Source organism: Amycolatopsis sp. FU40, assembly GCF_021903635.1.
Classification (GTDB): domain Bacteria; phylum Actinomycetota; class Actinomycetes; order Mycobacteriales; family Pseudonocardiaceae; genus Amycolatopsis; species Amycolatopsis dendrobii.
Genome location: NZ_CP091381.1, coordinates 4,670,827 through 4,685,010 on the forward strand (window position 1 = coordinate 4,670,827; position 14,184 = coordinate 4,685,010).

Genomic DNA, 14,184 nt, shown 5'->3' on the forward strand with positions numbered 1-14,184 from the left:
AAGGGCTCTTTGAAGGAATCTGATTCCTTCAAAGAGCCCTTCACGGCTTTTGAGCCGAGGATGCACAGCCTGAACTCAACAGGCTAGACTGTGCTTATGCCTGAACACCCGTCCGTTCCGCCGCGGGTAGCCGAGTCCGCGGGCTGGATCCGCGGCGTCGTCGGCCAGCTGCACCGCAGGCTGCGGCAGGTCGACAACGCCGAGATCCTCACGCCGACGCAGACCGCCGTGCTCAACCGGCTGCACCGCGAGGGTCCCGGGACCCAGGCCGAACTGGCCGCCGCGGAGCACGTCCGGCAGCAGTCCATGGCCGCGACGCTCGGCGTGCTCGACTCGCTCGGCTACCTGAACCGCACGCGCGACCCGGCCGACGGCAGGCGCGTCGTGATCTCGCTCTCCGATCTCGGCGCGAAGACCGTCATCGGGATCCGGCAGCACCGCGACGAATGGCTCGCCGCCGCGCTGACCGACGAACTGACCGAAGACGAACTCGAAACGGTCCGGCGCGCGCTGCCCTTGCTGCAGCGGATCGCCCAGCGCTGACCCCCCTTGAACCCGAGGAGCACTGACGAACACCGCGACCGCCCCCGCGAAATCCCGTTTCGGCGCGCGCCTGGTGACCCCGCTGGTCGCGAGCGCCGTGCTGAACCCGATCAACTCCACGCTCATCGCCGTCGCGCTCGTCCCGATCGGACAGGCCTTCGGCGCCGGGCCGGGCCGCACGGCCTGGCTGATTTCCTCGTTGTACCTGGCCACCGCGGTCGGGCAGCCGGTCGTCGGGCTGCTCGTCGACCGCTACGGCGCGCGGCGCGTGCTGCTCGGCGGCGCGTCCGTCGTGATGGTGGCCGGGATCGCCGGGATGATCCCGATCTCGGTCGAATGGCTTACCGGTGTCCGTGCGGTGCTCGGCATCGGCACCTGTGCCGGGTTCCCGGCCGCGATGGCAGTCCTGCGACGGCGGGCGGACCAGATCGGCGAAGGCGTTCCGGCGCGGGTGTTGTCCGTGCTGGCGATGTCCGCGCAGACGGTCATGGTGATCGGCCCGACGCTCGGCGGCGTGCTGATCGCGCTCTTCGGCTGGCCGGCGATCTTCGCGGTGAACCTGCCGCTCGCCGGGATTTCCCTCGTGCTGACCCTCTTGTGGGTGCCCAAGGACACCCCCGCCGAGAAGCCGGCTGAGAAGATCGACGTGGCCGGGATCGCGCTGTTTTCCGCGGCGCTGCTGGTGTTGCTGTGCTACCTGATGGAACCCGGCATCGGCGATCTGTGGCTGCTGGCCGCGGCGCTCGTGCTCGGCGGTCTGTTCGTGCGGGTCGAACTCCGCGCCCGGAAGCCGTTCATCGACCTGCGGATGCTCGCCGCCAACGGCCCGGTCCTGCGCACGTATTCGCGGCAGGCACTGAGTTTCCTGGCGATCTACACGATCATGTTCGGCTACGTGCAGTGGCTCGAAGAGGCGCGCGGGTTCGCCGAATCCGCCGCCGGGCTGCTGCTTCTGCCGATGTCCGGGGTCGCCGTGGGCGCGGCCGCGCTGTCCGGGCGGCCCACTGGCGTCCGGCTGCGCCTGCTGCTGGTCGGCGCCGCGCTCCTGGGCGGATCCGTCGCGCTGCTGTTCGTGAACGACGGCACCGCGTTGATCTGGCTGCTCGTGCTCGCCGCGTTGTTCGGCCTGGCGCAAGGGCTCACCAGCGTCGCCAACCAGACGACGCTCTACCGCGAAACGCCGGCCGAGACGATGGGCACCGCGAGCGGTCTCTTCCGGACCGCGCAATACCTCGGCGCGATTGTCGCGGCCACGGTCATCGCCCAATGCTATGGCGGGCATGCGGATTCCGGAGGACTGCACCGGCTGGCCGTCGTGCTGATCGTGACCAGCGCGTTGCTGCTGGTCGTGACCGCCGCGGACCGCGCGCTGCTGCGGGCCGAACGCCGGGAACGGGACCGGCAGGCGGCGATGTGACCACCCCCGTCTTGGTTTCCGCAAGGCAAAGGCGGACGATGTGCCCATGACTCGCGAAGCTCCGACTGGTGACGTGGACGAAGCCCGCCTCGATGTAGGCAAGCCGAAAGGCTGGGCGGCCGGAATCCCGGGAGTCGCGGTTTCCCTCGCGCGCGGGGTGGAGCAGATGGGCCCGGTCCGCACCGCGCGCACGCTGCGGCTGCTGAACCAGCGGGACGGCTTCGACTGCCCGGGCTGCGCGTGGCCCGAACCGCGGCAGGTCGACGGCGAGAAGCGCAAGATGGCGGAGTTCTGCGAAAACGGCGCGAAAGCGGTCGCCGAAGAGGCGACGAAACGCCGGGTCGGCCGGGAGTTCTTCGCCGCGCATCCGGTGTCCGAGCTGAACGAGCGCACCGACTACTGGCTGGGCCAGCAGGGCCGGCTCACCGAGCCGATGGTGTTGCGCGAAGGCGCTTCGCACTACGAGCCGATCTCCTGGGACGACGCGTTCGGCCTGATCGCCGACGAACTGCGCGGTCTGGCGAGCCCGGACGAGGCGATCTTCTACACCTCCGGCCGCACCAGCAACGAGGCCGCGTTCGTGTACCAGCTGCTGGTGCGCGCGTACGGCACGAACAACCTGCCGGACTGCTCGAACATGTGCCACGAATCGTCCGGCGCGGCGCTGTCGGCGACCACCGGCATCGGCAAGGGTTCGGTGTCGCTGGCCGACATCCACCAGGCCGACCTGATCGTCGTCGTCGGGCAGAACCCGGGCACGAACCACCCGCGGATGCTGTCCGCGCTGGAGCAGGCGAAGGGCAACGGCGCGAAGGTCGTCGCGGTCAACCCGCTGCCCGAGGCAGGGCTGATGCGGTTCAAGAACCCGCAGAACGTGCGCGGCGTGGTCGGCAAGGGCACGCCGCTGGCCGACGAGTTCGCGCAGATCCGGCTCGGCGGCGACCTGGCGCTGTTCCAGGCGGTCGGGCATCTGCTGCTGCAGTGGGAGGACGCCGCACCCGGGTCCATTGTGGACCGCGAGTTCGTGGAGAAATCCACGCACGGGTTCGAGGACTGGGCCAAGCAGCTGCGCGAGATCGACTGGCCGGAGACCGAGAAGGCGACCGGGCTGGCCCGCGGGCAGATCGAGCACATCGCGCGGATGATCGCGACGTCCGAGCGCACGATCTACTGCTGGGCGATGGGATTGACCCAGCACAAGCACGCGGTGCCGACGATCGCCGAGGTCGTGAACCTGGCGCTGGTGCGCGGGATGATCGGCAAGCCGGGCGCGGGCCTGTGCCCGGTGCGCGGCCACTCGAACGTGCAAGGCGACCGCACCATGGGCGTGTGGGAGAAGATGCCCGAGCCGTTCATGGACGCGCTCGACCGGGAATTCGGCATCACCGTGCCGCGCGAGCACGGCTGGGACACCGTCGACTCGATCCGCGCGATGCTCGACGGGCGCGGCAAGGTGTTCTTCGCGATGGGCGGCAATTTCGCTTCCGCCACCCCGGATTCGGAGCGCACCGCGGAAGCGCTGCGAGCGTGCTCGCTGACTGTGCACGTGTCGACGAAACTCAACCGCTCGCACGTCGTCCCGGGCCGCACCGCGCTGATCCTGCCGACGCTCGGCCGCACCGAGCGTGATGAGCAGGAGTCCGGACGGCAGTTCGTGACCGTCGAGGACTCGATGTCGCAGGTCCACGCCTCGCGCGGCCGGCTGGCTCCCGCGAGCGAGGAACTGCTGTCCGAGGTCGCCATCGTGTGCCGCTTGGCGGAGCGGCTGCTCGGCGCCGACCACGCGGTGCCGTGGCGGTCGTTCGAGAAGAACTACGACCTGATCCGCGACCGCATCGCCGCGGTGGTGCCGGGCTGCCACGACTACAACCGCCGCGTCCGCGAACCGGACGGTTTCGTGCTCCCGCACGCGCCGCGCGACTCGCGGGAGTTCACCGGCACGGCGACCGGCAAGGGCACGTTCACGGTGTCGGAGCTGGAGTACCCCGAGGTTCCCGAGGGCCGGTTGCTGCTGCAGACGCTGCGCAGCCACGACCAGTACAACACGACGATTTACGGGCTGTCCGACCGTTATCGCGGGATCGAGGACGGGCGCCGGGTGGTCTTCGTGCACCCGGACGACCTGGCCGCGCTGGGGGTCGCGGACGGGGAGATCGTGGACCTGGTCTCGGAATGGCGGGACGGGGACCGGCGGGCGCCCAGCTTCCGCGCGGTGGCCTATCCGACGGCTCGCGGGTGCGCGGCGGCGTACTTCCCCGAGGCGAATGCGCTGGTGCCGCTGGATTCCGTGGCGGAGAAGTCCAACACCCCGGTGTCGAAGGCCGTGGTGATCCGGCTGGAGCGGCACAACCACGCGTAGGTGGCTCGTGAGTGCTGGCGCCGGTGGGAACCGGCGCCAGCACTCACAAGGCGTCAGTCGATGCAGTTGTCACCGTCTGACGTGACGGGCGGCGGCTGGTCGGCCTTCGCCGGCACGCCTGCCGCGGACCCGCCGTCCGACACCCCCGGTCCTGAGTAGACCTTCCCGAGCACCACCTGGATGTGCCCTGCCGGAACGTCTGCTGATTCCTTAGCGGACAGTCCGCCCAGCTCCTTCGCCACTTCCGCGCCCTCGGCGGCGAGCGCGGCTGGGTAGCGCACGATCGACGTCCGCTGCGACGGTGCGTTTCCCGCGGCGGTGGCGGCGAACCCCTTGCCCTTCAACACATCCGCGACGCGTGCCGCCAGGCCCGAGGTGCCGCCGGCGTTGGAAATCTCCACCGCGGCCTTCGGCGCTCCGGGCGGCGCGGCGGGCGGGGCGGCTCCGATCAGCCCCGCCGCAAACGCTTTCACCTGCGCCGGATCCACCTGCACCGCGGTCGCCGTGGGATGGGACTTGTCATAGCGGTAGTCCTGGTTCACCACCGGGATCGTCGTGAACTGGATGCCGCCGCCGGACACCCCGCGCATTTTGCCGACGAAGTCCAGGATGTCCCACGACTGGTCCAGCACGACCGAGCGCTTCACCGCGTCGATGAGGTCGCTCAGCTTGCCCGGGTCGGCGAGCGTCCCGGCCGAGAGCACCTCGTGCGCCATCGAGGCGAGGAAGACCTGCTGCCGCCGCATCCGGCCGAAATCGGTGCCGGGCAGATTGTCGCGCTGCCGCACGAAAGCGAGCGCGGCGCCGCCGGAGAGCCGCTGTTTGCCCGCCGGGAAGTCCGCGCCCGAGTTCTCGTCCTTCGTGGCCTTCTTCAGGCACACCTCGACCCCGCCGACGGCCTTGCTGATCTCGGAGAAGCTCAGCAGGTTGACCTCGGCGTAGTGGTCGATGGTGATGCCGGTGAGGTCCTCGACCGCCTGCCGCGTCGCCTTGCGCGCCGCGGTCATCGACTCCTGCTCGATCTTGTCCTTGTCGGTTTCCCCGGCCGCGCGCAGTTTCGAGGCCTCGGCCGCCTTGCCGCGGCCGAACGCGGCGTTGATCTTGCCTTTTCCGCCGGGCATCGAGACGTACGAGTCGCGCGGGATGGAGAACGCCTTGACCTCCTGCTGCCCGTCCGGGATCCGCAGCACGATCAACGTGTCGGTGAGGTCGTCGCCGTTCGCGCCCGCGCGCAGTTCGTCCAGGACGCTCTGCGGCAGCGGGCTCCCGTCCGGGCCTTTGCGCGCGTCCCGGCCGACCATCAGGATGTCCATCGCCCCGTCGGCGTGTTTCTGGCCTTCGTCCACCGATCCGCCGCCGCCGATGACGTCGCTGCGCGTGATGTCGTCGAGCGCGCTCAGGGTCGAGAACCCGTACGCCGTGCCGGCGAACACCACCGTCGACAGCGCTCCGGCGATAACTTTTCCTGCGATCCGCACGCCTCTCTGGACGTCCGGCCGCCCGGATGTGCTGCATTCGTGACGCAGCTCACAACTCAGCGCAGGTGTGAGGCTCCGTTCAGATCGAGGATCGAACCGGACGCCCACGGCGTCTCCGACGAGGCCAGGAACACCACCGCTTCGGCGATCTCCTCCGGTTCGGCGACCCGGCCGAACGGGCTCTGCCCGCGCACCTCGTCGGTGACCCGGTCGGCGACGCGCTCGGTCGCGGTGAAACCCGGGGCCACTGAGGTGACCGAAATCCCGTGCGGGGCCAGCTGGACCGCCAGCGACTGGCCGAACGCGTGCAGCGCGGCCTTGCTCGCCCCGTACGGCAGGTAGTCGGGCTCGCCGCGGAACGCCCCGCGCGATCCGATGTTCACGATCCGGCCGGGCACCCCGCGGGCGATGAGGTGGCGCGCGACGTGGAAGGACACGTTCGCCGCGCCGAGGAGGTTGACGTCCAGCGTGCGCCGCCACGCGTCCTGCCAGTCCGCATAGGACATTTCGGCGATCGGCGTGCGAGTGGCCGCAGTGGTGCCCACCGCGGCGTTGTTGACCAGTACGTCGACCCCGCCGAGCTGCTCCTCGGCCACGTCGGCGATCCACTGCGCGGCGTCGGGGTTGCCGAGGTCGCCGGACACGAGCACGTGCCCGGAACCGGGCAGCGCCTCCAGCGTTTCGCGCGCGGCCTCCCGGTTGGATCCACAGTGGACGGCGATCCGGTCGCCCCTGGTGGCGAAGGCGACGGCGATGGCGCGGCCGATCCCGCGCGAGGCTCCGGTGACGAGGACGTTCATTTCGCGAACAACTGCGTCTCGTCGCGGAAAGCCTTGAACTCCAGCGCGTTCCCGGCCGGGTCGTGCAGGAACATCGTCCACTGCTCCCCCGGCTCTCCGGCGAACCGCTGGTACGGCTCGATCACGAACTCGGCGCCCGTCGCGCGCAGCCGCCCGGCCAGGTCGTGGAAGGTGTCGACGTCGAGCACCAGCCCGAAGTGCGGCACCGGCACGGCATGCCCGTCGACCGGATTGCGGCCCGCTTCCGCACGGGCGCCCGCGACTACGTGCGTGACGACCTGGTGGCCGTGGAAGTTCCAGTCGACCCACGCGTCCGCCGAGCGCCCTTCCGCCAGCCCGAGCACGCCGCCGTAGAACTCGCGGGCTTTGGGCAGGTCGTCGACCGGTATGGCCAGGTGAAAGGCGGGACGGACGGCCATGAGGCACTCCTTCGGCACGGGGATCGGTGTCTTCACGTTGACTGGCGGATGTTCGAATGTCAACATTAGGACGTGGAAGTCACCCCCCTGAGGAAGGCGGCGCGCCGCGGGCTCGCCGACGAGGCCGCCGACCGGGTGCGCGAAGCGATCTTCGCCGGGCATTTCCGGCCTGGCGCGCCTTTGCGCGAGGTCGAGCTGGCCGCGTCGTTGGAGATCAGCCGCGGTTCAGTCCGCGAGGGCATCTCCCAACTCGCGCGAGAAGGCTTGGTCCGCTGCGGCTGGCACCGTCCGACCACGGTGGTCGACGTGACTCCCGAGGACGTCGACGAGGTCTACTCGGTCCGCGCCGCGCTCGACCGGCTGGCCGCGGTCACCGCGCGCGCCAACGCGGCCGAGGCGGATCTCGACGCACTGGACGCGCTGGTCGCCGACTTGGCGAAGGCGGTCCGGAGCAAAGCTCCCGGCCCGCAGTTGCTGGCGCTGGACATCGCGTTCCACGACCGGGTGTACGCCGCCGCGGGCAACGGCCGCCTCACCGAGGCATGGCACGCGGTGCGGTCGCAGGTGTTTCTGTTTCAGCTGCAACGGGTCTCGCTCGGACATGAGCATTACCGGGCCCGAGTCGTCGCGGAGCATCGCGAATTGGCGGAACTGATTCGCAGCGGCGACCGCGAACGGCTGGCCCGGGTGGCCGAGCACCACGTGGAGTCCGCGCGAGAAAGCCTGCTCGACCGCATCCGAACCGAGTAATTTCCCGCATCCGCCCACCGCGCCGGACTGGCAGACTCGTCAGGTGGACACCGATCCGAGCCGAGCACGCGTCGCATTCACCGGCGCGCTGCACGGCAGCGGCGCGTTCCTGATCTCCGCGCTCGGGCTGTGCGTGATCGCGGCCGCGCTGGCGGCGGGCGCGAAGGTGCTGAGCCTGCTGACCGCGTTCGAGATCATCGTGGTCGTGTCGTTCGTGCAGTTCGGGCTTTTCGCGCTGCCGGTCGCGGCCGGGATCGGCGCGCTGGTCGCCTCGCTGGGAGAGCCGAGCCGAGCAGCGCGCCGCGTGTGGATCACGGTTTCCGCGCTCACCGTGGTGTTCCCGATCGGTTTCATCGCCGTGACGGCTGTCCGGCCGGCGTAACCGGCCGGACAGCGCGAACCTGCGGGTTCAGCCGCGTTTCTCTCCCGGACCGCCCCGGAATCTCCACAACTCCCGGGCAGGCTGAGCCAGTGGACCTCACCAGCAGCCCAGCCCAGACCAGCCGAGCAGTTCTCGGCGCACTGCACGCCATCGTCGCGCTCGTGGCCGTGGTCGCCGCGCTCAGCCTGTACGTCGCGGCCGCCTTCACCGAATCCCCGCTCAACGTGGGGTACATCGTCGGCGTTTTCTGCCGCATGTACGGGATCCTCGTTTTTCCGCTCGCCGCCGCGACCGGGGCGGTCGCCGGACTTTTCGTCCCCCGGCCGTACTCCAGCGTCGTCATCTGGACCACCATGCCGGCAGCCGCGGTGCTGTTCCCGGGAATCACCCTGCTCACCGGGTGGCCGTCGCTGGAGTAGCTTTCGCCCGCGCGAGCGCCTCCTCGATCCGCTTGTTGCTCGTCATGCTCATCGTCACCAGCGTCATCGACACGAGCACCCCCGCCGCCGCCACGTACGGCACTCGTACTCCGGCCGTCGCGGCGAGCCAGCCGCCCAGAGCGGCGCCTGCCGGTGCGGCCGAGGCCGAGACCAGGCGCGACGCCGCGGCGACCCGGCCCATCAACCGCGCCGGGACCACGACCTGGCGCAGCGAACCGCCGAGCACCATGGTCACCGCCATGGCGCAGCCGCACAGCGCGAACATCGCCCCGGCTAGCCACGGGTCGCGGGCGAGGCCGAATGCCAGCACCGCCCCGCCCTCGATCACCGCAGTGACGGTGAGCGCGGTCCCGGTGCCCAGCCATTTCTCGAGCGGTCCGGCGAGCACCATCGCGCCTGCCAGTCCCCCGGCGGCTTCGGCGGCGAGCAGGAAGCCGTACCCGGCGGAGTGCAGTCCCAGCGCGTCCTTCGCGAACACCACCAGCACGGCCCCGAACGCGCCGAACGCCAGATTCCCCACCGCAGGTCGCAAAGCGAGGCCGAGCAGCAGCCGATCCTTGACCACGTAAGCGAAACCCTCTTTCGAGTCCGCCCACACCGACCGGCCCGGCGCGCGCTCCGGCACCGGCGCCGGCGGCAGCGTCCGGATCAGCACCGCGCTGGCGGCGTAGGTCAGCGCATTTACCGCGAACGGCAGCGTTCTCCCTACGGTGAAAAGGAAACTCCCGATCGGCGGTCCGGTGAACTGCCCGGCCGCGGTGGACGCCCCGCGCAGATAGCCGTTGGCGCGGCGCAGCAAGGTCTGGTCCCGCGCCAGCAGATCCGGCAGGTACGCCTGTGCGGCGGTGTCGAAGAACAGCGTGCCGGTGCCGAGCAGGAACGCCACGACGAGCAGGACCGGAATGCTGAGCCAGCCGACCGCGCCCGCGGCCACCGTCGCCACCAGCAACACTGCGCGCGCCAGGTCCGCGACCCACATCGTGCGCCGCCGGTCCCAGCGGTCGACCAGCGCGCCGGCGAACAGCCCGGCCACCGGATACGGCGCGAGCACCGCCACCGTCACCAGGCTGACCACCAGCGGATCGCTGTCCAGCAGCACCGCCAGCAGCGGCAAAGCCGCGGCATACGCGCCGTCGCCTAGGGAACTGACCGTCGCGGCTGTCCACAAGCGACTGAACGCGGGAGGCATTTTCGACTTGGTCATCTGGCCGCCCCCGGCCCCGGACGGAAGAACGCGACCGCGACGGTGGCGGCGGCCTCGTCGGCGTCGCGCGCGTCCCGCAGCTCGTCGAGCAGTCCGGCCAGCCGGCGCTCGAACTCCTCGAACTGCGTCTCGCTGATCCGCGTGTGCTGCATCCGGACGTACCGGTGCGAGCCCTCGGGTGCGGTCGAGAGGTCGTTGATCGCGTGCTGCAGCAGCACGTCCCGCTGCCCCGGGGCGGGCTCGGGCAGCTTGATCTTGCGCCCGACGTGCGCGTAGTAGCGCTCCAGCACGCCGCGCACCTTCCGCGTGCGCACGACGTGCACGATCCCGGCCCGCTCCAGCACCCGCATGTGGTAGCTGGAACTGCCTTTCGCGATCCCCAGCTGCTCGGCGACCTGCGTGATCGTCGCGGGCCCGTCGCGCAGCACCGCGAGCACGCGGTGCCGCACGACGTTGCTCACGGCGCGCAGCTGGTCGGTCGTCTCGACGTGGACAGTGTCCTGCGGCGGGACGTAGCCCGCTTGATCATCCCCAGTCACGGGGATAATGGTCAACGACTCTTGACCATTTGTCCAGGGAGTATTTCCGGGCCGTGCCGGTCAGCGGCACTCAGCCGCCGAACAGCCCCACCACCTTCCGGACCAGCTCGACCACGCCGTAGCCGAACGGGGCGAGCACCCACAGCCAGGCGATCACCAGCAGGAGGGTCCGGCCGCCGGAGCGGCCCTCGGCACTCGTCATCACGCCTCGCTCCCCACCGCGGCCGCACCGGCCGGTTCGTGGAATTTCTCCTTCACCGGGCGCACGCATTCGTTCGCGACGAACCCGACCACCAGCAGGCCGATCATGATCCAGAACGACAGCTGGTAGAGATCCGGCCCGGTCTTGCCCGCGGCCTTCTGGCTGTCCGCGATCCCGTCCACGATGAGCGGCCCGAGCACGCCCGCCGCCGACCACGCGGTCAGCAGCCTGCCGTGGATCGCGCCGACCTGGTAGGTGCCGAACAGGTCCTTGAGGTACGCCGGAAGCGTCGAGAAACCGCCGCCGTAGAAGGACAGGATCAGCATCGCGCACAGCACGAACACGAGCTTCGACGCGTTCGTGGTCAACGCGATCACGAGGTACAGCAGCGCGCCGACGCCGAGGTAGAACCGGTAGATGTTCTTGCGCCCCACCAGATCCGAGGCGGACGACCAGACGAACCGGCCCAGCATGTTGGTCAGCGAGAGCAGCGCGACGAACCCGGCGGCGGACGCGGCGCCGACCGGCGCGGAGGTGCCCTTGAAGAAGTCGGTGATCATCGGCGCGGCCTTCTCCAGGATGCCGATGCCCGCGGTCACGTTGAGGCACAAGACGATCCAGAGACACCAGAACTGCGGCGTCTTCAGCGCGTTCGCCGCCGAGACGTTCGCCGTGGAGATCATCGGTTTGGCCGCGGCCTGCTTCACCGCGCCCGCCGGACGCCAGTCGTCGGCCGGGACGCGGACGATCAGCACGCCCATCGTCATGAACACCGCGTACACGATCCCGTGGATCAGGAACGCTGTCGCGATGTCGCCGGTCGTGGGCGAGGAGCCGAGCATCGCCGACGACCACGGCGACGCGATCAGCGCGCCGCCGCCGAAGCCCATGATCGCGATCCCGGTGGCCATGCCCGGCCGGTCCGGGAACCACTTGATCAGCGTCGACACCGGCGAGATGTAGCCGATGCCGAGGCCGATCCCGCCGACCCCGCCGTAGCCCGCGACCACCAGCCAGAACTGCCCGGTCGCGACGCCGAGCGCGGCGAGCAGGAAGCCGGTGGAAAAGCAGACTGTGGCGACGGTCATGGCCCAGCGGGGACCGTTTTTCTCCACCAGGGTGCCGCCGAACGCGGCGGACAGCCCCAGCATCACGATGCCGAGCTGGAACGGCAGCCCGGATTGCGTGCCGGACAGTCCCAGTGTCTTCTCCAGCGGCGTCTTGAAGACGCTCCACGCGTAGGCTTGGCCGATCGACAGGTGGATGGACAGCGCAGCGGGCGGCACGAGCCAGCGGGTCCAGCCGGGCGGTGCGACGATGCGGGAACGGGCAAGGAAGCCGGGGACAGCCATCGGCGGTCTCCTCCCAACAGTGACGAGGTGCTGGGAATGGTTTACCAGATCCTCGGCGTTGCGCCGGATGACTGTCGAATGACTTGAGAATGTCTTGTCGATGACAACAAAAGACAGCGCCAAAGACGACAAATCGAGTGGAGCGGACTGATGGGCAGAGTGACGGTGCGGCGGCCGGTACGGCGGATCTCCGCGGCCGGCGAACGGCGCCGGCCGGACTCGCTGGCCGCCGAAGAACCGCTGGAGCTGCGGGTCGGCGGCAAGGCGCTGGCGGTGACGATGCGCACGCCCGGTCACGACGTCGAACTGGCGCACGGCTTTTTGCTGTCCGAGGGCGTGCTCGGGTCCCGTGAGGACGTGGCCGTCGCGCGCTACTGCGACGGGGTCGACGACCAAGGCCGCAACACCTACAACGTGCTCGACATCGCACTCGCCGAGGGAGTCGCCCCGCCGGACACCGGCGTCGAGCGGAACTTCTACACCACCTCGTCGTGCGGCGTCTGCGGCAAGGCCGCGCTCGACGCGGTGAAGCTGCGCAGCCGGTTCTCCCCCGCCGCGTCCGAGTTCGCCGTGAAGACCGACGTCCTCTCGCAGCTGCCGGACCGGTTGCGGGAACAGCAAAAGGTGTTCTCGTCCACCGGCGGGCTGCACGCCGCCGGACTGTTCGCTTCGGACGGTCAGCTCGTCGTCGTGCGCGAGGACGTCGGACGGCACAACGCGGTCGACAAGGTGCTCGGCTGGGCTCTGCAGGCGGGCCGGATCCCGGCGCCCGATCTGGGCTTGCTGGTCTCCGGCCGCGCCTCCTTCGAACTCGTGCAGAAGGCCGCGATGGCCGGGATCGGACTGCTCGCCGCGGTGTCCGCGCCGTCGTCGCTCGCGGTCGAACTGGCCGAGGAGAACGGCATGACGCTGATCGGTTTCCTGCGCGGCGACAGCATGAACCTCTACACCGGGGACCAGCGCCTGCTCACCTGATCAGGCTTCGGCGGGCACCCAGTTGCCGTGGAAGCCGTGCGGGACCCGGTCCGGCAGGTGCACCGCGGCGACGGCGTCGAGGGTGCCCGCGTCGAGCAGGACAAGATCGCTGCGCGCCTCGGCCGCGTCGTAGACATAGCCCATCAGCACGCCCTCGTCCTCGCCCGCGTCCGCACTGGACGGAACGAAGACGAACTCCCCCGGTTCGCGGCCTGGACCGAACCGGTGCGCATCGACGGAACCCTTGCGCAGATCGTGTTTGTACACCGCGCCGACGCTGCGCGACCGGTCGTCGAGCGCCGTCGCGTAGCCGTACCGGTGCGGCAGGCCGACCAGCCGCTCGTCCACCCTCGGGAACTCCTGGCCGTGCTCGTCGATCCGTTCCTCGACGACCTTCCCGAGCGTGAGGTCCACAGTCCAGCGGTCGAGCGTCGGCTCGCCCTCGGCCGGGCCGTGCAGCGCGCGGTCGAACATCTTCGGGTGCCGGACCACGTCGAGCACGATCCGGTCGTCCTCGTCGTAGGCGTTGAGCGGGTGGAAGACGTAACACTGGCCGACGTCGAACCAGCGGACGTCGCTGTTGTCCCCCTCGCGCGGCATCACGCCGATGCGCGCCGGGTAGTCCGGATTCCACCGGTACGGCAAGGAGCTCACGCCGCGGCCGGTGCGCGCGGTGAGCGGGTCGGGCACGTCGAGGCGCACCGGGGCCTGGTCCGGATCGAAGGTGACCGGCAGGTCGTAGAACACGACATACCGTTCGGTGAGCGAGAAGTCGTGCATCATCGGCGCTCCGGTGACCTCGACGTCGACCGTCCGCCGCGCCCGGCCGTCGGTGCCGACCACCGAGTACTGGACCTTGTTCCCCAGTCCGAATTGGTACGAGACGGCGTGCAGCTCGCCGGTCCGCGGATCGCGTTTCGGGTGCGCGGTGTACCCGGAGAGGGTGCCGTCGAAGTCCCAGACGCCCAGCGTGTCCAGCTCCTCGCTGAGTTCCCACTGCGGCATTCCGCCCTCGACCAGCGCGATCGTGCGCCCGGCGTGCCCGATGACGTTCGTGTTGGCCCCGCCTTCGTCCGTGCCGACGCGGCGGCTGCGGTACCACTCGGCCCGGCCGTCGCGCAGCCGTACGCCGTGCACCATGCCGCGGCCGAGGAACCAGTGGTGCGTTTCGGGATCCGGATCGGCCGGGTTCGGCCCGTTCCGCAGGTAGCGGCCGTCGAGGTAGTCGGGCAGTTGTCCGGTGACCGTCAATCGGGTGCTCGTGTACTCGCGCTCGACCGGCGCGAAGTTGCCTTCGAGGAAGTGATTTCCCATGACCCGCTCC

General features: G+C 70.0%; 15 protein-coding genes. 7 read left to right on the forward strand and 8 right to left on the reverse strand.

Features of this window, described 5'->3' with window-relative positions; all coding sequences use genetic code 11:
* The first annotated feature begins 96 nt into the window (after nt 1-96).
* The 3 genes from L3Q65_RS22320 (at nt 97) to L3Q65_RS22330 (ending at nt 4,319) form a co-directional block, all read left to right on the forward strand.
* On the forward strand, nt 97-543 hold the full coding sequence (locus tag L3Q65_RS22320; RefSeq protein WP_182894136.1) for a MarR family winged helix-turn-helix transcriptional regulator: 447 nt from the start codon (nt 97-99) through the stop codon (nt 541-543).
* Nucleotides 544-616: 73 nt separating this feature from the next.
* On the forward strand, nt 617-1,960 hold the full coding sequence (locus L3Q65_RS22325) for an MFS transporter (RefSeq protein ID WP_237600720.1): 1,344 nt from the start codon (nt 617-619) through the stop codon (nt 1,958-1,960).
* Nucleotides 1,961-2,006: 46 nt separating this feature from the next.
* Nucleotides 2,007-4,319, forward strand: coding sequence for an FdhF/YdeP family oxidoreductase (locus L3Q65_RS22330; protein ID WP_237600721.1), 2,313 nt, complete (start codon nt 2,007-2,009; stop codon nt 4,317-4,319).
* Nucleotides 4,320-4,372: 53 nt separating this feature from the next.
* Here the strand turns inward: L3Q65_RS22330 and L3Q65_RS22335 are convergent, their stop codons facing one another.
* From L3Q65_RS22335 to L3Q65_RS22345, 3 genes are read right to left on the reverse strand one after another with little or no spacing between them, the layout of a single operon-like run.
* Complete coding sequence (locus L3Q65_RS22335) at nt 4,373-5,797, reverse strand: LCP family protein (RefSeq protein ID WP_182894133.1); 1,425 nt, start codon at nt 5,795-5,797, stop codon at nt 4,373-4,375.
* A gap of 56 nt (nt 5,798-5,853) precedes the next feature.
* Nucleotides 5,854-6,597: an SDR family NAD(P)-dependent oxidoreductase gene (locus L3Q65_RS22340; RefSeq protein WP_182894132.1), complete on the reverse strand. Its 744-nt coding sequence runs from the start codon at nt 6,595-6,597 to the stop codon at nt 5,854-5,856.
* The gene (locus L3Q65_RS22345; RefSeq protein ID WP_182894131.1) at nt 6,594-7,016 is read right to left on the reverse strand and encodes a VOC family protein; all 423 of its coding nucleotides are present in this window, start codon (nt 7,014-7,016) and stop codon (nt 6,594-6,596) included. Before L3Q65_RS22345 ends, L3Q65_RS22340 begins: the two co-directional genes overlap by 4 nt.
* A 72-nt stretch (nt 7,017-7,088) precedes the next feature.
* Between L3Q65_RS22345 and L3Q65_RS22350 the strand changes: the two genes are divergently transcribed.
* The 3 genes from L3Q65_RS22350 (at nt 7,089) to L3Q65_RS22360 (ending at nt 8,567) form a co-directional block, all read left to right on the forward strand.
* Nucleotides 7,089-7,766: a GntR family transcriptional regulator gene (locus L3Q65_RS22350; protein ID WP_237600722.1), complete on the forward strand. Its 678-nt coding sequence runs from the start codon at nt 7,089-7,091 to the stop codon at nt 7,764-7,766.
* A gap of 43 nt (nt 7,767-7,809) precedes the next feature.
* Complete coding sequence (locus L3Q65_RS22355; protein WP_237600723.1) at nt 7,810-8,148, forward strand: hypothetical protein; 339 nt, start codon at nt 7,810-7,812, stop codon at nt 8,146-8,148.
* A gap of 89 nt (nt 8,149-8,237) precedes the next feature.
* A complete protein-coding gene (locus tag L3Q65_RS22360) occupies nt 8,238-8,567 on the forward strand; it encodes a hypothetical protein (protein ID WP_182894128.1) in 330 nt (109 codons plus the stop codon).
* Here L3Q65_RS22360 and L3Q65_RS22365 read toward each other — a convergent pair.
* The 4 genes from L3Q65_RS22365 to L3Q65_RS22375 all read right to left on the reverse strand — a co-directional run bounded on the left by L3Q65_RS22365 (nt 8,542) and on the right by L3Q65_RS22375 (nt 11,885).
* Nucleotides 8,542-9,792 carry an MFS transporter gene (locus L3Q65_RS22365; protein WP_182894127.1) on the reverse strand — a complete coding sequence of 417 codons (1,251 nt, stop codon included), beginning with the start codon at nt 9,790-9,792 and terminating at the stop codon, nt 8,542-8,544. The two genes, L3Q65_RS22360 and L3Q65_RS22365, sit on opposite strands and share 26 nt — an antisense overlap.
* Nucleotides 9,789-10,331, reverse strand: a complete 543-nt coding sequence (locus L3Q65_RS22370; protein WP_237600724.1) for a transcriptional regulator — start codon at nt 10,329-10,331, stop codon at nt 9,789-9,791. Before L3Q65_RS22370 ends, L3Q65_RS22365 begins: the two co-directional genes overlap by 4 nt.
* Nucleotides 10,332-10,401: 70 nt before the next feature.
* A complete protein-coding gene (locus tag L3Q65_RS47360; RefSeq protein ID WP_255751376.1) occupies nt 10,402-10,533 on the reverse strand; it encodes a hypothetical protein in 132 nt (43 codons plus the stop codon).
* Entirely contained in the window at nt 10,533-11,885 is a 1,353-nt protein-coding gene (locus tag L3Q65_RS22375; protein ID WP_182894125.1) for an OFA family MFS transporter, read from the reverse strand. The genes L3Q65_RS47360 and L3Q65_RS22375 overlap by 1 nt, the downstream gene beginning before the upstream one ends.
* Before the next feature lie 150 nt (nt 11,886-12,035).
* Between L3Q65_RS22375 and fdhD the strand changes: the two genes are divergently transcribed.
* Entirely contained in the window at nt 12,036-12,860 is an 825-nt protein-coding gene (gene fdhD, locus L3Q65_RS22380) for a formate dehydrogenase accessory sulfurtransferase FdhD (protein WP_182894124.1), read from the forward strand.
* On the opposite strand, the gene L3Q65_RS22385 is transcribed toward fdhD, so the two are convergent.
* The gene (locus L3Q65_RS22385; RefSeq protein WP_237600725.1) at nt 12,861-14,174 is read right to left on the reverse strand and encodes a carotenoid oxygenase family protein; all 1,314 of its coding nucleotides are present in this window, start codon (nt 14,172-14,174) and stop codon (nt 12,861-12,863) included.
* Nucleotides 14,175-14,184: the final 10 nt, after the last annotated feature.